Below are 17,032 nucleotides of genomic sequence, written 5' to 3' on the forward strand. Positions count from 1 at the left end.
GCCCCGGCCAGGGGAGGGCTCACTCCCAGCGGAAGAACCTCGCCGCCGCGGCGAGCCCCGGCACCGCCCAGCCCGCCAGGATCCCCAGCTCGCCCCACGGCAGCGCCGCGCCGTCCCGGAGCACGTCGCGCAGCCCGTCGGACAGCGCGGAGATCGGCAGCAGCGCCAGGACCGTCTGCGCCGCGTCAGGGAACCTCTCCAGCGGCACGATCACCCCGCCGCCGACCAGCAGCAGCAGGAAGACCAGATTGGCCGCGGCGAGCGTCGCCTCGGCCCGGAGGGTGCCGGCCATCAGCAGGCCCAGACCCGAGAAGGCCGCGGTGCCCGCGACCAGCAGCAGCGCCACGGAAACAGGGTTGCCCCGCGGCGACCAGCCGAGCCCGAGGGCGATCAGCGTCAGCAGCGCGATCTGAAGGACCTCCGTGACCAGGACGGCGAGGGTCTTGGCCGCCATCAGCCCCCAGCGGGGGAGCGGGGAGGCGCCCAGCCGCTTCAGCACGCCGTAGCGGCGCTCGAAACCGGTGGCGATCGCCTGCCCCGTGAAGGCGGTGGACATCACGGCCAGGGCCAGGACGCCGGGGGCGAGGAAGTCGACGGCCCGGCCCGCGCCGGTGTCGACGATGTCGACGGTCGAGAAGAGCACCAGCAGCAGTGACGGGATGACCACCGTCAGCAGCAGCTGCTCGCCGTTGCGGAGCAGCATCCGCGTCTCCAGCGCCGCCTGCGCCGTGATCATCCGGACGACCGGGGCCCCGCCCGGCCTCGGGGCGTACGCGCCCCCGCAGCCGGAGGGGCCCGGTGGGCCGGGTGTCCGGTCCGTGGTCACCTCAGCGGTCACGACCGCAGCTCCTTCCCCGTGAGCTCCAGGAAGACGTCCTCCAGGGTGCGGCGCTCCACGGTGATGCCGTCCGGCATCACCCCGTGCTGCGCGCACCAGGAGGTGACGGTGGCGAGCAGCTGCGGGCCCACGGTGCCGCTGATCCGGTACCCGCCCGGCGTCAGCTCGGCCGCGGCGGTGCCGTCCGGCAGCGCCTTCAGCAGGGAGCCGAGGTCGAGGCCGGGGCGGCCGGTGAACCGGAGCGTGTTCTCGGCGCCGCCGCGGCACAGCTGCTCGGGGCTGCCCTGGGCGGCGACCCGGCCCCCGTCGAGGATCGCGACATCGTCGGCGAGCGCCTCGGCCTCGTCCATGAAGTGCGTGGTCAGCACGACCGTCACCCCGTCGGCGCGCAGTTCGCGCACGAGGTTCCAGGTGGCGCGGCGGGCCTGGGGGTCGAGTCCGGCGGTCGGCTCGTCCAGGAAGACCAGTTCGGGTCGGCCCACGACGGCCATGGCCAGCGCCAGGCGCTGCCGCTGCCCGCCCGAGAGCCGCCGGTACGGCGTCCTGCCGCAGGAGCCGAGGCCGAGCCGTTCGGCCAGGGTGTCCACGTCGAGGGGGTGGGCGTGCAGTTTCGCCATATGGCGCAGCATCTCGTCGGCGCGGGCGCCCGGGTACACGCCGCCGGACTGCAGCATCACGCCGATCCGCGGGCGCAGCCGCGCCGCGTCTGCGGCCGGGTCGAGGCCGAGGACGCGGACCGTGCCGGTGTCGGCGCGGCGGTAGCCCTCGCAGGTCTCGACGGTGGTCGTCTTCCCGGCTCCGTTCGGGCCGAGGACCGCGGTGACGGTGCCGCTGCGGACGTCGAGGTCGAGCCCGTCCACGGCGGCCTTGGCTCCGTACCGCTTGACCAGGCCCCGTACCCGGACGGCGGACTCGTTGTTCATGCCGGGCAGTCTAGGGAGGGGCGCGCGGCCGCCGGGGCCCGGGGCGGGATCCCGCCCCGGGCCCCGGCGCGGATCCGGCCACCCCGGGAAGCCCGGGTGAGCGGTGGCTGCCCGGTGGGGACGGGGGCGCACAGGGGCTCTCCCACGGGGACGGACCGCCGGTCAGCGGGGGTGGACCGGCGCCGCGTGTGCCCTCCGGGCCCCTCCCGACTCCTCGGCGCCGATCGGGCGACTGATCGTTTCCGCAGGTCAGGTTAGGTTTCCCTAAGTGATGGACGGCACCGCCCGCCCGGTGGGACGCGGCTTGTCAGTCTCTCGGGAATTACGCAACAATGGCGTTGTGAAAAACGTCGGAGCCGTGGGGGAGTCCCCCCAGGAGGAGCTCGCGACCGGGGAGCGGTCCACCCGCAACCGGGTCGCGCGGTCGATCCTGGACCACGGCCCGTCCACCGTCGCCGATCTCGCGGGGCGCCTCGGGCTCACCCAGGCCGCCGTGCGCCGCCATCTCGACGCGCTCGTCTCCGACGGCGTCGTCGAGGCCCGCCAGCAGCGTGTGTACGGTACGCGCACCCGCGGCAGGCCCGCCAAGGTCTTCGCCCTCACCGACTGCGGCCGGGACGCCTTCGACCAGTCCTATGACGTCCTCGCCGTGGACGCCCTGCGCTGGATCGAGGAGAACGCGGGAGGCGAGGCGGCCGTCGCCGCCTTCGCCCGGGACCGTATGGAGGCCCAGGCCGAGGCGTACCGCCGGGCCGTGGAGACCGCCGATCCCGCGGCGCGCACCGAGGCGCTGGCCAGGGCGCTGACCGCGGACGGGTACGCTGCCACGGCGCGTCACGCCCCGGTCGGCGAGCAGCTGTGCCAGCACCACTGCCCCGTCGCCCATGTGGCGGAGCGGTATCCGCAGCTGTGCGAGGCGGAGACGGAGGTCTTCTCCCGTCTGCTCGGCACCCACGTACAGCGTCTGGCCACCATCGCCCACGGCGACGGCGTGTGCACGACCTTCATCCCGAAGGCCGCCCACCGGCCCGACGAACGCTCGGCCGGCGGGTCCGGCACGGCCGGCGGCCCCGCCGGGACCGCCGAGGCGGCCGAGAGGACCGCCCCGGCCGCCGGGGCAGCCAGGACCGCGAAGGCGGCCAGGACTGCCAAGATCAGTTCGCAAGCATCTGCAAGCACGTCCGGGAGGAACCCCGCATGACTCTCCCCACGGAGACTGCCCACCCCGAGCTCGAGGGCCTGGGCAAGTACGAATACGGCTGGGCCGACTCCGACGCCGCTGGTGCCGCTGCGAAGCGCGGCCTCTCGCAGGAGGTGGTCCGGGACATCTCCGCGAAGAAGTCCGAGCCCGAGTGGATGCTCAAGATGCGTCTGAAGGGCCTGAAGCTCTTCGAGAAGAAGCCCATGCCGAACTGGGGCTCGGACCTCTCCGGCATCGACTTCGACAACATCAAGTACTTCGTGCGCTCCACGGAGAAGCAGGCGCAGTCCTGGGAGGACCTGCCCGAGGACATCAAGAACACCTACGACAAGCTCGGCATCCCCGAGGCCGAGAAGCAGCGCCTGGTGGCCGGTGTCGCCGCGCAGTACGAGTCCGAGGTCGTCTACCACCAGATCCGCGAGGACCTGGAGGAGCAGGGCGTGCTCTTCCTGGACACCGACACCGCGCTGAAGGAGCACCCGGAGCTCTTCAAGGAGTACTTCGGCACGGTCATCCCGGCCGGCGACAACAAGTTCGCCTCGCTGAACACCGCGGTGTGGTCCGGCGGCTCCTTCATCTACGTGCCGAAGGGCGTGCACGTCGAGATCCCGCTCCAGGCCTACTTCCGGATCAACACCGAGAACATGGGCCAGTTCGAGCGGACGCTGATCATCGTCGACGAGGACGCCTACGTCCACTACGTCGAGGGCTGCACCGCCCCGATCTACTCCTCGGACTCGCTGCACAGCGCCGTGGTCGAGATCATCGTCAAGAAGGGCGCCCGCTGCCGCTACACGACCATCCAGAACTGGTCGAACAACGTCTACAACCTGGTCACCAAGCGTGCCGTGGCGTACGAGGGCGCGACCATGGAGTGGGTCGACGGCAACATCGGCTCGAAGGTCACGATGAAGTACCCCGCCGTGTACCTGATGGGCGAGCACGCCAAGGGCGAGACCCTGTCCATCGCCTTCGCGGGCGAGGGCCAGCACCAGGACGCCGGCGCCAAGATGGTCCACATGGCGCCGAACACCTCGTCGAACATCGTCTCCAAGTCGGTGGCGCGGGGCGGCGGCCGCACGTCCTACCGCGGCCTGATCGAGATCGGCGAGGGCGCCCCCGGCGCCAAGTCCAACGTGCTCTGCGACGCGCTGCTCGTGGACACGATCTCCCGGTCCGACACCTACCCGTACGTCGACGTCCGCGAGGACGACGTCTCCATGGGGCACGAGGCCACCGTCTCCAAGGTCTCCGAGGACCAGCTCTTCTATCTGATGAGCCGGGGCCTGTCCGAGGACGAGGCGATGGCGATGATCGTGCGCGGCTTCGTCGAGCCGATCGCCAAGGAGCTGCCGATGGAGTACGCACTGGAGCTGAACCGGCTGATCGAGCTGCAGATGGAGGGCGCGGTCGGCTGACGCCGCCGCACCGCCCGCAGCGACGCAGATCTCTCACGTAGGAAGCGAGCAACACGACAGCCATGGCTGAGGCTCAGAACTCCCCGACCCCCCACTCCGCCCGGGCGGGGGGCCCCCCACCGGCGGGCTCCACCACCGCCGGCTCCCTCGCGGTGGCGGCGGAGTCGACCGTCGCCACCCGGATGAGCGCACCCCCGTCGTTCGACGTCGCGGACTTCCCGGTACCGCACGGCCGCGAGGAGGAGTGGCGGTTCACGCCGCTGGAGCGCCTGAAGGGCCTCCACGACGGCACCGCCACGGCGGACGGTTCGATCAGGGTCGAGGTGAGCGCCCCCGACGGCGTCACCGTCGAGTCCGTCGGGCGTGACGACGCGCGCGTCGGCCGGGCGGGCGCGCCCGTCGACCGGGTCGCCGCGCAGGCGTTCTCCTCGTTCGAGAAGGCCACCGTCGTCTCGGTCCCCAAGGAGACGGTGCTGACCGAGCCGGTGCGGGTGACCCTGCACGGCGAGGGGGGCACCACCTTCGGGCACACGGTCTTCGAGGTCGGCGCCTTCGCCGAGGCCGTCATCGTCATCGACCACACCGGCGACGCCGTGCGCGCCGCCAACGTGGACTTCCTGATCGGCGACGGAGCCAGGGTCACCTTCGTCTCCGTCCAGGACTGGGACGACACCGCCGTGCACTGCTCCCAGCACAATGTGCTCGTCGGCCGCGACGCCGGCTTCAAGTCGGTGGTCATCACCTTCGGCGGCGACGTCGTGCGCCTGCACCCCCGCGTCGCGTACGCGGGCACCGGCGGCGAGGCCGAGCTCTTCGGGCTGTACTTCACCGACGCCGGCCAGCACCAGGAGCACCGCCTGCTGGTCACCCACAACACGCCGCACTGCAGGTCCAACGTCGTCTACAAGGGCGCGCTGCAGGGCGACGACGCGCACGCCGTCTGGATCGGGGACGTCCTCATCGAGGCCGCGGCCGAGGGCACCGACACCTACGAGATGAACCGCAACCTGGTCCTGACCGACGGTGCCAGGGTCGACTCCGTGCCCAATCTGGAGATCGAGACCGGCGAGATCGTCGGCGCCGGACACGCCTCCGCCACCGGCCGCTTCGACGACGAGCAGCTCTTCTACCTGATGGCCCGGGGCATCCCGGAGGCCGAGGCCCGCCGCCTGGTCGTCCGCGGCTTCTTCGCCGAGCTGGTCCAGCAGATCGGCCTGCCGGACGTGGAGGAGCGCCTCATCGCCACGATCGAGGCGGAGCTGGAGGCGTCCGTCTGATGGCCTTCGTCCGCGCCTGTGGGCTGAGCGAGCTGGAGGAGGACACCCCGAAGCGGGTGGAACTCGACGGCACGCCGGTCTCCGTCGTCCGCACGGAGGGCGAGGTGTTCGCGATCCACGACATCTGCTCGCACGCCAACGTCTCCCTGTCCGAGGGCGAGGTGGAGGACTGCCAGATCGAGTGCTGGCTGCACGGTTCCAGCTTCGACCTCCGCACCGGCAAACCGTCCGGTCTTCCCGCGACGCGCCCCGTCCCCGTGTACCCCGTAAAGATCGAAGGGGACGATGTGCTCGTCTCCGTCACCCAGGAGTCCTGAGTCACCCATGGCAACGCTTGAAATCCGCGACCTGCACGTCTCCGTCGAGGCCGAGAACGGCCCCCGGGAGATCCTCAAGGGCGTCGACCTGACCGTGAAGCAGGGCGAGACCCACGCCATCATGGGCCCCAACGGCTCCGGCAAGTCGACCCTCGCCTACTCCCTCGCGGGCCACCCCAAGTACACGGTCACCGGTGGCACCGTGACCCTGGACGGCGAGGACGTCCTGGAGATGTCCGTCGACGAGCGCGCCCGCGCCGGCGTCTTCCTCGCCATGCAGTACCCGGTCGAGGTCCCCGGTGTCTCGGTCTCCAACTTCCTGCGCACCTCCGCCACCGCCCTCCGCGGGGAGGCCCCCAAGCTGCGCACCTGGGTGAAGGAGGTCAGGGAGACCATGGAGCGGCTCCAGATGGACCCCTCCTTCGCCGAGCGGAACGTCAACGAGGGCTTCTCCGGCGGTGAGAAGAAGCGCCACGAGATCCTGCAGCTGGAGCTCCTCAAGCCGAAGATCGCGATCCTCGACGAGACCGACTCCGGCCTCGACGTCGACGCACTGCGCACCGTCTCCGAGGGCGTCAACCGCGTCCGGGAGACCGGTGAGGTCGGCACCCTGCTGATCACGCATTACACGCGCATCCTGCGCTACATCAAGCCCGACTTCGTCCATGTGTTCGCGAAGGGCCGTATCGCCGAGTCCGGCGGTGCCGAACTCGCCGACAAGCTCGAGGCGGAGGGCTACGAGGCCTACACGAAGGGCGGCGTATCCGCGTGACACAGATGCCGGGCCTCCTCGACACCGAGGCGATCCGCAAGGACTTCCCGATCCTCGACCGCGTGCTGCACGACGGCCACAGGCTCGTCTACCTGGACAACGCGGCGACCTCGCAGAAGCCCCGCCAGGTGCTCGACGCCCTCGCCGAGTACTACGAGCGCTACAACGCCAATGTCCACCGCGGTGTGCACGTGCTCGCCGAGGAGGCCACGGCACTGTACGAGGGCGCGCGCGACAAGGTCGCCTCCTTCGTCAACGCGCCGAGCCGCAACGAGGTGATCTTCACCAAGAACGCCTCGGAGTCGCTGAACCTCGTGGCGAACATGCTGGGCTGGGCCGACGAGCCGTACCGCGTGGACCGCGAGACCGAGATAGTCATCACGGAGATGGAGCACCACTCCAACATCGTCCCGTGGCAGCTGCTGGCGCAGCGCACCGGCGCGAAGCTGAGGTGGTTCGGCCTCACCGACGACGGCCGCCTCGACCTCTCCGGCATCGAGGAGGTCATCACCGAGAAGACGAAGATCGTCTCCTTCACGCTGGTCTCCAACATCCTGGGCACGGTCAACCCGGTCGAGCGGATCGTCCGCCGGGCCCAGGAGGTCGGCGCGCTCGTCCTGGTCGACGCCTCGCAGGCCGCCCCGCACATGCCGCTGGACGTCCAGGCCCTCGGCGCCGACTTCGTGGCCTTCACCGGCCACAAGATGTGCGGCCCGACCGGTATCGGCGTGCTCTGGGGCCGCCAGGAGCTGCTGGAGGACCTCCCGCCGTTCCTCGGCGGCGGCGAGATGATCGAGACCGTCTCGATGCACTCCTCGACCTACGCCCCCGCGCCGCACAAGTTCGAGGCGGGTACGCCCCCGGTCGCCCAGGCCGTCGGCCTCGGCGCGGCCGTGGACTACCTCACCGCGATCGGCATGGACAAAATCGCCCAGCATGAGCACGCCATCACCGAGTACGCGGTCCGGCGGCTCCAGGAGGTCCCCGATCTGCGGATCATCGGCCCGGTCACGGCCGAGGACCGCGGCGCGGCGATCTCCTTCGTACTCGGCGACATCCACCCGCATGACGTGGGGCAGGTGCTGGACGAGCAGGGCATCGCCGTCCGGGTCGGCCACCACTGCGCACGGCCGGTGTGCCTCCGGTACGGAATTCCCGCGACCACGAGGGCGTCGTTCTATCTGTACTCCACGCCGGGCGAGGTGGACGCGCTGGTCGACGGCCTGGAGCACGTCCGCAACTTCTTCGGCTGAGGGGCCTGACGTGAAGCTTGATTCGATGTACCAGGACGTCATTCTGGACCACTACAAGCACCCGCACGGGCGGGGCCTGCGGGACGGTGACGCCGAGGTGCACCACGTCAACCCCACCTGCGGCGACGAGATCACGATGCGGGTGAAGTACGACGGCACCCGTATCGAGGACGTCTCCTACGACGGCCATGGCTGCTCCATCAGCCAGGCGTCCGCCTCCGTGCTGAACGAACTGCTCGTCGGCAAGGAACTCGCCGAGGCGCAGAAGATCCAGGCCGCGTTTCTGGAGCTGATGCAGTCCAAGGGCCGGATCGAGCCGGACGACGCGATGGAGGAGGTGCTGGAGGACGCGGTGGCGTTCGCCGGCGTCTCCAAGTACCCGGCGCGCGTGAAGTGCGCCCTGCTGAGCTGGATGGCATGGAAGGACGCGACGGCGCAGGCGCTGTCCGAAGGGAAGACCGCATGACCGAGAACCCCGAGACCGCGGCGGAGAAGGACTGGCCGGACGAGGAGACCTTCTCCTCCGAGGCCGCGGCGCCGACGAGCACCAAGGCGTCCGAGGAGGAGGTCCGGGAGGCCCTCTACGATGTCGTCGACCCCGAGCTGGGCATCGACGTGGTCAACCTCGGGCTGATCTACGGCATCCACGTCGACGACGCCAACATCGCCACCCTGGACATGACACTGACCTCCGCGGCCTGCCCGCTGACGGATGTGATCGAGGACCAGGCGAAGGCCGCGACGGACGGCATCGTCAACGAACTGAAGATCAACTGGGTCTGGATGCCGCCGTGGGGACCGGACAAGATCACGGACGACGGCCGCGAGCAGCTGAGAGCGCTCGGCTTCAATGTCTGACGGCTGACGGCTGACGGCTGACGGCTGACGGCTGACGGCTCCGGCGCCCCCGGGGCGGGCAGGTCTCGCGGTGCTACGCCGCGGTGGGGCCCGTTCGCCGGACGGGGAGAACCCGTCCGCACCGTTGCGGTGCGCGGAGCGCCCCAGCCGGCCCCGAGCGGCCCATCGGCGGCCACCGGCGGCCCAGGACACCGCACGGCCGTGCCCTCCGATCTGCCCGCCAGGCAGATCGGAGGGCACGGCCGTGCGCGTTGCGCCGGACTCCCGGCCGGTTGCCCGGCCGCCTGGCCGTCCTGCCGCTTCCGCCCGGCGATCGCGGCCTTGCGCGGTCGTGGCCGCCCGTCGCGCGGGCTGCCACGGCCCTGACGGGTGCCGGTGCGGCCCGGCCCGGGCCGGCTTGGGGAACGGCCGCGCGGCGGACTGGCCGGCGGTCTGCCGCAGGGCCCGGAGGTTCCGCGGCGTGGAGGTTCCGGCCCGGACCGCGGGAAACGCGCGGGTTCGCGGATTCCGGGACCGGTGTGACGACGAACCCGGCCGCCTGCCCACCGTTAAAGGCGGCTCGGCGAGCAGGTTCCACTAGCCGTTGACCACTGGGGTCAGCCAGATGAAGATCCAAGTGCAGGAATAGCCTCTCGGAACAGCTCGTAAGATCCGAATAGACCAGAGCCCAGGTGGGCAGCACTGCCGCACACAGGAAGAGGAGGGGGCACGTTGCCCAAGTTCTGGATCGGACCGCGGGAGTACCCATCGAAGAAAGCCGCGCAGGAAGCCGTCCGCGACGTGCTGTACGGATACAGCGTGGGCAGCATCGTGGACCAAGAGGCGGATCACCTGCTCCTGCTGGACCTGCTCGACCTGCACGCAGAGGCTGACATCAAGATCGGTGTGGGCGTGGAGGCCTTCGTAATCGCACCACCGCTGCAAGGGCCGTACCCGGGGTTCGAAGTAATCCGCACCGACGGTACCCAGATCGACTTCTCCTACCTGGCCTGCCTGAAGCCGCCGAGCTATCGCCAGCAGGTCTCTGCCGCGATGCGCGTTGAAGTCAAGGACGACGTGAGCGCCTACTTCACTTCCCGGGTGGCAGCGAACACCCTGGTCTCGGACGAATCCGGGAGGGAGCTGGACATCACCGACACCCACGTCAGCTACTACCGAGGCCCGTCGTTCGCGGAACTCGCCGCGGCGTTAACTGAGGAAGTCGGCGGATGGGACGCGATCGAGCTGACCACGTCGAGCGACCCAGGTCGGGGGCAGTTCACCGACCGCTCGCTCGCTGAGCGGTGGCGCAAGTACCACCAGGAGCACGCGGTCCTCGGGCTGCTGTCCTCACAGGAGAACCTGCGCCGCCCACGCAGGTGACTAGCGCCGCTGCCTCAGGTAATCCGGGCCCAGGTTGACCTGCCAGTCCTGCACGTTGGTGATCTGATCGAAAAGCAGGTCCAGCGTGGTGCACGCCTCACCCGCCCGGCGTGCGAACTCGGGGACATCGACGTAGAGAGGGTCAGGGCGGGCCGGCACCGTCGCCCCGCCCTGACCCTTGACCATGCTGTACCGCAGCGCCTGGCCGCTCGGATCCAGGGCATGGACCTCGTCGCAGAGCGATGTGACGTCGTCCCGCAGGCGCATCCGGAACATCGGCGCGAGCTGGACGAGATAGCCGGTCAAGACGCTGAGCTGATGAGTCTGAGCGAGCTTCTTGCCGACTTTTTCCACAACCTCGGGTGCCTCATCGCCCGGCGCAACCTCGAACTTGATGCTGTCGACCAAGGCGCGCAACACTACTTTGAGCCCAAGTTCGAGAGCGTGCCGGTAGTTGTACAACACGACCAGCACCAACGAATCGTCCATACGGTTGGCGTACCAGCGTTCGGCCAGAAGGTCGGCAGCCGTACGGAACGCGAACGCAAGCTCCGCATCGGTCTCCAGCTCCGGCGCAGCGGCCCCAGAGGACGAGACAGCAGGCCGCCCGCCAAGGACCGCGTAGTTCTCTGTCCAAGGACTCGGGCACGACCGGGAGAATACGGCACGATGGGTCACGAGGAACATCTTGAATGCTTGGGCGACGGGATGAGAGCGATTTTTAGTCCAGCTCGCAGACCGCCCCGTTCGGCCCTCCGTCCTGGTGGCTGCCGCCCACCAGTCCGATAGACCCGCGACCAGGTCGAACTAGTCGCCGATACGCGCCGCTTCTCTCACAGGCGCCAGCGCCAGCCGCACATCGTTGGCGGCCACTACAGCGGCCCGCACGTCAAGCGCGCCAGTTCACAGAATCTACGACTCGGCAGGGCTCGAACCGGACCGAGCGACCGGCGCCTCGCGCCAGGAGTCGTATGGGTTGGGGCCAACTCGCGTTAGATTACAGGGAGATCACCTCAGGGGGATCTGGTGCGACTGGCGGCTTCTGTGGGCTTTTGTTCCCGTGGCTGCCCGGCTGAAGTCAAGGGGGGATCCGTGGCATGAAGTACAAGAGCGAAGCTCAGATCATGAAGGCGCTTGGGATCGAGTCCTGGAGGAACCTCTCAAAGGACAAGATGGTCAGGTTCGCAGCCATGATGCCCAACATGGACACCGAGGTGGCTCTCAAGATCGTCGAGCAGTTCCCCGCGTTCAAGGACTTCGCCAAGGATGCTGTGAGTGCCGTCGAGAGAGCACACGAGTCTACGCTCTCGGCCAACAACCACAGTCAGGAGCATGTCCACCGGGCCTGGCAGGAGGTCAGGGACATCCTCAAGGGCGAACTCGGCAAAGACGACCTGAGTCGGGAAGAGAAGAAGTTTCTGATCGAGCAAATCCAGGAAACTGCCAGGATGCAATCTCAAAAGGACAGCGAGAACAAGCAATTCCTGGATGGGGCGCTCAAAAAGGTGCTGGTCGGCGCTACCGCCGCAGTCGCCCTCGGTGTGGCTTTCGTCGGCGGCAGAGTGATGGCTGAGTCCAAGGACGGTACCGAGAGCTCCCAGGACGCCTGAGCTGGGCTCGGTCACCTGGGCAGCTTCGCCGTGCGCTCGGGATGGGCCGCGGTGACATAGTGCATGGCGGTCTTCTCCGTGATCCCGAAGAGCCTCATCAGCCGGAGGGGGTCCGCTGTTTCTGCTGCTTCGTTGAGAATGCGGTCCTGGCGCAGGCGTACCAGGGTGAGGCCTGGCGGCACGTCGACACGGAGCAGGGTCTTACCGACGGCGGGGTGGTCGGGGTCGAGCGCCGATCTCTAGCTGACGAGCAGGCGGGGGTTGGTCGAGGCGGGCCAGCGGCGGTGTCTGTAGTCAAGCCAGTCGGCGGCGATCTGGTGGGTGAGTTCCTCCAGGTAGAGGGTGTGCCGTCGAAGGCCACGGTGGATGACGAGGGTGCCGCGTGCGAGGTCCAGGTCGCAGGTCAGGATCGTGCGGAGTTCGTGGACGGGCACGGCGTGGACTGCGGCCAGGACAAGGACCAGACGCCCGAGCGGGGTCTTCGTCTGCTGCAAGGCGCTGGCCAGCAGGTCGCTGGGAACGGGCTTCGGGATGCCTGTCGGGTTCCCCACGCGAAGGTGCTGGGCGGGGTCTCGGAAGACCACCCGTTCCCGCTTCAGTGTTCTGAACAAGCTGCCCAGGGCGAGAGCGAGCTGCCTGCGGGCACGTCCGGCATAGCCGTCCACAGCCGCCTCGACGTGCTGCCGGGTGACCTCTCGAAGCGAGAGCACACCTGCCTCCGTCCAGGTGGTGAGCACGGGCTGGAGGGAGGCCAGGTACGGGCGGATCGCGTCGTAGCTGCGGACCTCGCCTTCGTGGCGCCCCCGGCTTCGCAACACCTTCACCCACTGCCCTACCTCGTCGGCGAGGTTCTCCGGCAGCGCGGCGAGGGCGGTGTCGATCCACGTCAGATCGACGTCGCGGTGAAGGTCGGGGTCCTGGAGGAGGATGCCCCGGTCTCGCAGGAACTGGCAGACGGTCTTGGCCTTGAGGTCTGGGCCGGTCCGAGCCAGGTCGTGGATATCCCGCTCGGAGATGGCCGCTTGGGCGCCGCACCAGTAGAGGAGGATGCTCAGGGTGCGGATGTTGCTGTTGTGGCTGGGTGACTGCCGCTCGTGCAGAACCCGGCTGAAGTCCTCGACCAGCCGTGCGGCCGTCCCGCTCAGCACCAGCTCGGCCGTGTTCCGGCCCTGGAGGCGCGGCAGCAGCCGCGTCCAGTCGCGCCGGATGGCAAACAGCTGCTCCTGCCCGGCAGCGGTGTGCGCCGGTGCGGGTGGCAGGTCCGCGCGGGACGGTTCGTCGAGCGGGATCGTCGGGGACGGCCCGGATCCGCCGACGGCCACGTCGATCAGCAGCTGCGTGTACCGGATGGTGGCGGGCTGGGCGCCGTCAAGGAGACGGTACGGGCGGCAGCCGCGGCAGCGGCCCTTCCGCAGCGGGAGTTCCTGCCGGTGGCAGCGTGCGCAGGTGCCCCTCGCCAGCTTCTCGCGCCAGTGCCGACAGGGAGTGCAGCGGGAGCCGTACTGGCCAGAGGTCATCCACGCCTGGCAGTCCGCACACGACCGCGGCGACCGGCACCGGGGCACCCGGCCGACCACGGTCCGGGGTGGGCGCCGGCTTGCTGGGAGCAGTCGCAGGGCTTCCGGCTCGAAGGCCAGCAGCCCGGCCCGCTGGAGAACGAGGCGGGTGGTGTTGCGGCAGGCGGGCAGGTCCCGCAGGAGCACCTCGGGCATGAGCCGGGTGCCTTCGGCCGCGCGGACCGCCAGCGCGAGTCGCAGCAGCGCGGCCTTGCGGTAGCGGTTCCCGCGACTCAGCCCCTGTTCGGCGGCGATCTCCTCCAGGACCGTCTGGGCCTTCTCCCACCCGGGAACCGGTCGGCCCGCGACTGCCCGGACCGTGTCCGCGGTCAGAGTCCTGGGGATCGTGAACAGCGGGATCTGCCCCCACACGCCCGGCTCCAGCACCGCAGGCGGCTGCTCGGCGCCCGCGCGCTGCTGCTTGAGTCTGAGGTTCCACACCTCGCTGGTCCGCGGGCCAGCGCCGTCGGCCCGGCTCAGCTGGCGGGCGGAGTCCGCGCGGTCATGATAGACGCCGACCGTCAACTGGAGATCACGTGGCGGTGCCCCATCGATCCCCAGGGCCCACTCGGCGTCGTCCAGCAGCCGGATCGCCTGCAGGCACGAGCGGCACAGACCGTCGGAGTTCAGCAGCCGCTCGTGCCGGCACCGCGGACACGTTCCCCGCTCACGGTAGTGCTGTCGCCAGCGCCTGCACCCGGCGCAGGCCCCCCTCTGGTTGAGGACGACCCAGCCCAGACAGTCCACACAGCTCCGGGCCGTTGCCCGGTCCGCGGCCACCGGCGCTCAGCTCGGCGGGAGCGAGCGCGGCCCGCTCCCCCGGCGGCTTCCCGGCACCGGCCGCACCGGCCCCGACGGCAACTCCACGCCGTCGGCCGTCCGCTCCCCTTCCTCCAGCACCGCCTGGGTCCCAGCGAGGGGCTCGGCCTGCAGTAGGTCCGCGACGGTGCAGCCCAGTGCGGCGCACATCATGTCCAGGTCCTCCAGCCGCACCGTGACCGGAGTCCCGCCCCACAGCGCGGCGACCTTGCTCAGCGACGGGTTGAATCCGACCTGCCGGAACGCGGCCAGTACCTCGGTCGGCCGCCACAGATCCCGCTGCGCGGCTACCATCCGCAGATTCCACTTCACCTCAGGTTCCCCCTGTCCATCACCAGTCGTTGGGCCGCCCGGGAGCTGGCCTCCAGGTTCGCGTGCTCAGGATCGGCCTGCGCGGTCGCCATGTACCGAAGAGTCGTGGTTGCCCAAGCATGTCCGAGGACCTTCTGTACCTCCCACAACGTCATCCCGCGCTCGTAGTTGTGGGTCGCGCACGCGTGCCGGAGAAGGTGCGGGAACAGGTCGGTGACCGGCCCGCTCAGGTAGCTCGCCGCCGCGCTGTGCAGGGCGCGACGGAACGTCGAGGGCACGATCGCCGGCGCGATCGGCAGGTTCAGAGCCGCGACCGCCGTGGGCTTGCGCTCCGACGGCCACAGCGGCGCCCGGGGGTGCTCGGCATCGTCGCCGAACTCGCCCCGGATCTGCTCGATGTACCACCACAGCAGAGCCCGGCCCTCCTGGAACAGGTACGCCTCGCGCGGCCGCGGGCCCGAGCCGCTCGCGCCCTTGCCCAGGACGACGAACCGGCCCCACTGGCCGTGCTCCCAGTGCACGTCCCCCATGCAGACCCCGCACAATTCCGCCGCGCGGACGCCCGACAGGTAGGCGATCTTCGTCATCACGTAGTCGCGGCAGGCGACCAGGTACTTCCGCGTCCGTGGCAGGTCCTCGCGCCAGCGGCCGAAGAAGTCCTTCATCGCCGCCTGCGACGGCGGGATCCTCAGCCCGAAGTCTCCTCGGTGCCGGGGCCTGTTGAACGGATCGATCGGCGACTCGACCACAGCCCCAAAGCGGCTCATGATCTCGCCCGCTTACCGCTGCTCCAGGAACGCGAAGTACCGGTCGATCTTGCCGATCTTGGCTCGTATCGTCGACTGGGCACGCTTCCCCGGTCCGGCGAAGTACCGGTCGACCTCACGAGAAGTGAGCTGCCAGGGCACTGTGCCGTAGAACTCACAGACCTCGATCACCGGCTTGATCAGCCCGTCCAGCGTCTCCTGCGCCAGCCCGGCCGCATCCCGAGCCCACTGGTACTCCGACAGCGTGTCCAGGAAGAAGCTCTCTTCATCGTGCGCCGAGATCCTCGCCTGCCGGCGCCGCTGAAGCGTCACGACGTCCGCGAGCCCGGCCTCGACCGACACCGCGGCCGGATCCACCGGCGAGCCCGGCTCCGGCACGGTGCGTACGAGCGACAGCGTGCGACTTTCGAAATCCGATACAACGCCGCAGATTACGGCGATCACTCGCAGAATCTGCGAGTTACCGCGGAGATCTCACACCATCGAGTGAACGGATCCAGTACGCCGCTCTACCAGCTGAAATGCGTCTTCGACGCGTCGTGCGGCCGCGAACGAACCCGTACGTACTCCACCAATCCCGCCCCCGTGCCGTCCGCTCCTGCCACCGTCTGCCCGTGCCGGCCGGCAGGCCTCGCCCCCTCCCCGCCGGGTCCCCGATGCCACCGGGGCGCGGCGACCGGTCCTGGCCGGGGTCGGCGAGGCCCTGTCCCCCGCTGCGTGTGCACGGCCGCACCCGTATGTACGGCCGCACCCCTCCATGTGTACGGTCGTACACATGGCTTACGGACTGCTGGCCGCGGCGATCGCGGCCGAGGTCGCCGGCACCACGGCGATGAAGTACAGCGAGGGTTTCACCCGGCTCTGGCCGTCGCTGGCCACCGTCATCGGGTATGTGATCGCTTTTGCGCTGCTCGCGCAGGCGCTGAAGACGCTCTCCGTCGGCACGGCGTACGCGATCTGGGCCGGGGTCGGGACGGCGGCCGTCGCGGCGATCGGCATGCTGTTCCTGCACGAGTCCACCAGTCCGGTGAAGATCGCCGGAATCGCCCTGGTCGTCGCGGGGGTCGTCGTGCTGAACCTCGGCGGTGCGCACTGATGGGGCGTCGGTACGACCCCGACCGGCGCCGGCGCATCATCGACGCCGCGATCCGGGTCGTCGGGCGCCGGGGCATCGCGGGGCTGAGCCACCGCACGGTCGCCGCCGAGGCGCAGGTCCCGCTCGGTTCGACGACCTACCACTTCGCCTCGCTGGACGAACTGCTGGTCGCCGCACTGCGCCAGGCGAACGAGGGCTTCGCCGCCGCCGTCCGGGACAGCGGGGCCCTCGCCGACCCACGCTGTGATCCGGCCGGGGAGCTGGCCCGGCTGCTGGGGGAGTGGCTCGGAGGCGAACGGAACGGCGTGGAACTGGAGTACGAGCTCTATCTCGCCGCCCTGCGCCGTCCCGCGCTCCGCCCGGTCGTCGCCGAGTGGACCGAGGGCGTCACCCAGGTCCTCGCCCGCCGCAGCGACCCGGCGACGGCGCGGGCGCTGGTGGCTCTGATGGACGGAGTCTGTCTCCAGGTCCTGCTCACGGACACCGCCTACGACGAGGAGTACACACGCGTCATGCTGACCCGGATCCTGGCTTCCGGAACGGCAACGGCAACGGCAGGCAGAGACCCGGTGGACGACCGGGGTGCGCGGTGGCGGCCGCGACCGGCACCTGAGACCGGTTCGCTCCCGCCCGCCCCCGCCGGTTAGGTTCTC

The 17,032-nt window shown here is 69.8% G+C and carries 18 protein-coding genes and 1 pseudogene; 12 read left to right on the forward strand and 7 right to left on the reverse strand.

The window, feature by feature from the left end:
- Positions 1 to 19: 19 nt before the first annotated feature.
- Together SCWH03_RS07030 and SCWH03_RS07035 are read right to left on the reverse strand one after the other, a co-directional pair.
- Positions 20 to 736, reverse strand: coding sequence for an ABC transporter permease (locus SCWH03_RS07030; RefSeq protein ID WP_173263379.1), 717 nt, complete (start codon positions 734 to 736; stop codon positions 20 to 22).
- Between the two features lie 98 nt (positions 737 to 834).
- Positions 835 to 1,761, reverse strand: coding sequence for an ABC transporter ATP-binding protein (locus SCWH03_RS07035; RefSeq protein ID WP_173263258.1), 927 nt, complete (start codon positions 1,759 to 1,761; stop codon positions 835 to 837).
- A gap of 358 nt (positions 1,762 to 2,119) precedes the next feature.
- Here SCWH03_RS07035 and SCWH03_RS07040 point away from each other — a divergent pair, with 358 nt between their 5' ends.
- The 9 genes from SCWH03_RS07040 (at position 2,120) to SCWH03_RS07080 (ending at position 10,219) form a co-directional block, all read left to right on the forward strand.
- Positions 2,120 to 2,962: a helix-turn-helix transcriptional regulator gene (locus SCWH03_RS07040; protein ID WP_173263380.1), complete on the forward strand. Its 843-nt coding sequence runs from the start codon at positions 2,120 to 2,122 to the stop codon at positions 2,960 to 2,962.
- Positions 2,959 to 4,380: a Fe-S cluster assembly protein SufB gene (gene sufB, locus SCWH03_RS07045; protein ID WP_173263259.1), complete on the forward strand. Its 1,422-nt coding sequence runs from the start codon at positions 2,959 to 2,961 to the stop codon at positions 4,378 to 4,380. The genes SCWH03_RS07040 and sufB overlap by 4 nt, the downstream gene beginning before the upstream one ends.
- A gap of 62 nt (positions 4,381 to 4,442) precedes the next feature.
- Positions 4,443 to 5,657, forward strand: a complete 1,215-nt coding sequence (gene sufD, locus SCWH03_RS07050) for a Fe-S cluster assembly protein SufD (protein WP_173263260.1) — start codon at positions 4,443 to 4,445, stop codon at positions 5,655 to 5,657.
- Positions 5,657 to 5,974 (forward strand): non-heme iron oxygenase ferredoxin subunit, encoded by a 318-nt coding sequence (locus tag SCWH03_RS07055; RefSeq protein ID WP_017948817.1) that lies wholly within the window; start codon positions 5,657 to 5,659, stop codon positions 5,972 to 5,974. Before sufD ends, SCWH03_RS07055 begins: the two co-directional genes overlap by 1 nt.
- A gap of 7 nt (positions 5,975 to 5,981) precedes the next feature.
- Positions 5,982 to 6,746, forward strand: a complete 765-nt coding sequence (sufC, locus tag SCWH03_RS07060) for a Fe-S cluster assembly ATPase SufC (protein WP_173263261.1) — start codon at positions 5,982 to 5,984, stop codon at positions 6,744 to 6,746.
- Complete coding sequence (locus SCWH03_RS07065) at positions 6,743 to 7,999, forward strand: cysteine desulfurase (protein ID WP_173263262.1); 1,257 nt, start codon at positions 6,743 to 6,745, stop codon at positions 7,997 to 7,999. Before sufC ends, SCWH03_RS07065 begins: the two co-directional genes overlap by 4 nt.
- A 10-nt stretch (positions 8,000 to 8,009) precedes the next feature.
- Complete coding sequence (gene sufU / locus SCWH03_RS07070) at positions 8,010 to 8,465, forward strand: Fe-S cluster assembly sulfur transfer protein SufU (protein WP_173263263.1); 456 nt, start codon at positions 8,010 to 8,012, stop codon at positions 8,463 to 8,465.
- Complete coding sequence (locus SCWH03_RS07075) at positions 8,462 to 8,857, forward strand: metal-sulfur cluster assembly factor (protein ID WP_173263264.1); 396 nt, start codon at positions 8,462 to 8,464, stop codon at positions 8,855 to 8,857. Before sufU ends, SCWH03_RS07075 begins: the two co-directional genes overlap by 4 nt.
- 780 nt (positions 8,858 to 9,637) lie before the next feature.
- Positions 9,638 to 10,219, forward strand: coding sequence for a DUF3223 domain-containing protein (locus tag SCWH03_RS07080; RefSeq protein WP_254076604.1), 582 nt, complete (start codon positions 9,638 to 9,640; stop codon positions 10,217 to 10,219).
- On the opposite strand, the gene SCWH03_RS07085 is transcribed toward SCWH03_RS07080, so the two are convergent.
- Entirely contained in the window at positions 10,220 to 10,897 is a 678-nt protein-coding gene (locus tag SCWH03_RS07085) for a hypothetical protein (protein WP_173263266.1), read from the reverse strand.
- Positions 10,898 to 11,316: 419 nt separating this feature from the next.
- On the opposite strand from SCWH03_RS07085, the gene SCWH03_RS07090 reads away from it, so the two are divergent.
- Positions 11,317 to 11,829, forward strand: coding sequence for a hypothetical protein (locus SCWH03_RS07090; protein WP_173263267.1), 513 nt, complete (start codon positions 11,317 to 11,319; stop codon positions 11,827 to 11,829).
- A gap of 11 nt (positions 11,830 to 11,840) precedes the next feature.
- On the opposite strand, the gene SCWH03_RS07095 is transcribed toward SCWH03_RS07090, so the two are convergent.
- The 4 genes and pseudogenes from SCWH03_RS07095 to SCWH03_RS07110 form a co-directional block, all read right to left on the reverse strand.
- A complete protein-coding gene (locus SCWH03_RS07095) occupies positions 11,841 to 12,011 on the reverse strand; it encodes a hypothetical protein (protein ID WP_254076605.1) in 171 nt (56 codons plus the stop codon).
- A gap of 57 nt (positions 12,012 to 12,068) precedes the next feature.
- Positions 12,069 to 14,132, reverse strand: coding sequence for a site-specific integrase (locus SCWH03_RS07100; protein ID WP_173263268.1), 2,064 nt, complete (start codon positions 14,130 to 14,132; stop codon positions 12,069 to 12,071).
- Positions 14,133 to 14,171: 39 nt separating this feature from the next.
- Positions 14,172 to 14,516: a helix-turn-helix domain-containing protein gene (locus tag SCWH03_RS07105; RefSeq protein WP_173263269.1), complete on the reverse strand. Its 345-nt coding sequence runs from the start codon at positions 14,514 to 14,516 to the stop codon at positions 14,172 to 14,174.
- Positions 14,513 to 15,640: pseudogene (locus tag SCWH03_RS07110) on the reverse strand (tyrosine-type recombinase/integrase). Before SCWH03_RS07110 ends, SCWH03_RS07105 begins: the two are co-directional and overlap by 4 nt.
- A gap of 400 nt (positions 15,641 to 16,040) precedes the next feature.
- On the opposite strand from SCWH03_RS07110, the gene SCWH03_RS07115 reads away from it, so the two are divergent.
- Both SCWH03_RS07115 and SCWH03_RS07120 read left to right on the forward strand, forming a co-directional pair.
- Positions 16,041 to 16,379, forward strand: a complete 339-nt coding sequence (locus SCWH03_RS07115; protein ID WP_173263270.1) for a DMT family transporter — start codon at positions 16,041 to 16,043, stop codon at positions 16,377 to 16,379.
- Entirely contained in the window at positions 16,379 to 17,026 is a 648-nt protein-coding gene (locus SCWH03_RS07120) for a TetR/AcrR family transcriptional regulator (protein ID WP_254076607.1), read from the forward strand. The genes SCWH03_RS07115 and SCWH03_RS07120 overlap by 1 nt, the downstream gene beginning before the upstream one ends.
- Positions 17,027 to 17,032: the final 6 nt, after the last annotated feature.

This window comes from Streptomyces pacificus, from assembly GCF_011766325.1.
Taxonomy (GTDB): Bacteria; Actinomycetota; Actinomycetes; order Streptomycetales; family Streptomycetaceae; genus Streptomyces; species Streptomyces pacificus.

Coding starts and splice junctions, on each gene's coding strand:
- SCWH03_RS07030 (WP_173263379.1), bottom strand. CDS start 736: ATGATCACGGCGCAGGCGGCGCTGGAGACGCGGATGCTGCTCCGCAAC.
- SCWH03_RS07035 (WP_173263258.1), bottom strand. CDS start 1,761: ATGAACAACGAGTCCGCCGTCCGGGTACGGGGCCTGGTCAAGCGGTAC.
- sufB (WP_173263259.1), top strand. CDS start 2,959: ATGACTCTCCCCACGGAGACTGCCCACCCCGAGCTCGAGGGCCTGGGC.
- sufD (WP_173263260.1), top strand. CDS start 4,443: ATGGCTGAGGCTCAGAACTCCCCGACCCCCCACTCCGCCCGGGCGGGG.
- SCWH03_RS07055 (WP_017948817.1), top strand. CDS start 5,657: ATGGCCTTCGTCCGCGCCTGTGGGCTGAGCGAGCTGGAGGAGGACACC.
- sufC (WP_173263261.1), top strand. CDS start 5,982: ATGGCAACGCTTGAAATCCGCGACCTGCACGTCTCCGTCGAGGCCGAG.
- SCWH03_RS07075 (WP_173263264.1), top strand. CDS start 8,462: ATGACCGAGAACCCCGAGACCGCGGCGGAGAAGGACTGGCCGGACGAG.
- SCWH03_RS07090 (WP_173263267.1), top strand. CDS start 11,317: ATGAAGTACAAGAGCGAAGCTCAGATCATGAAGGCGCTTGGGATCGAG.
- SCWH03_RS07115 (WP_173263270.1), top strand. CDS start 16,041: ATGTGTACGGTCGTACACATGGCTTACGGACTGCTGGCCGCGGCGATC.
- SCWH03_RS07120 (WP_254076607.1), top strand. CDS start 16,379: ATGGGGCGTCGGTACGACCCCGACCGGCGCCGGCGCATCATCGACGCC.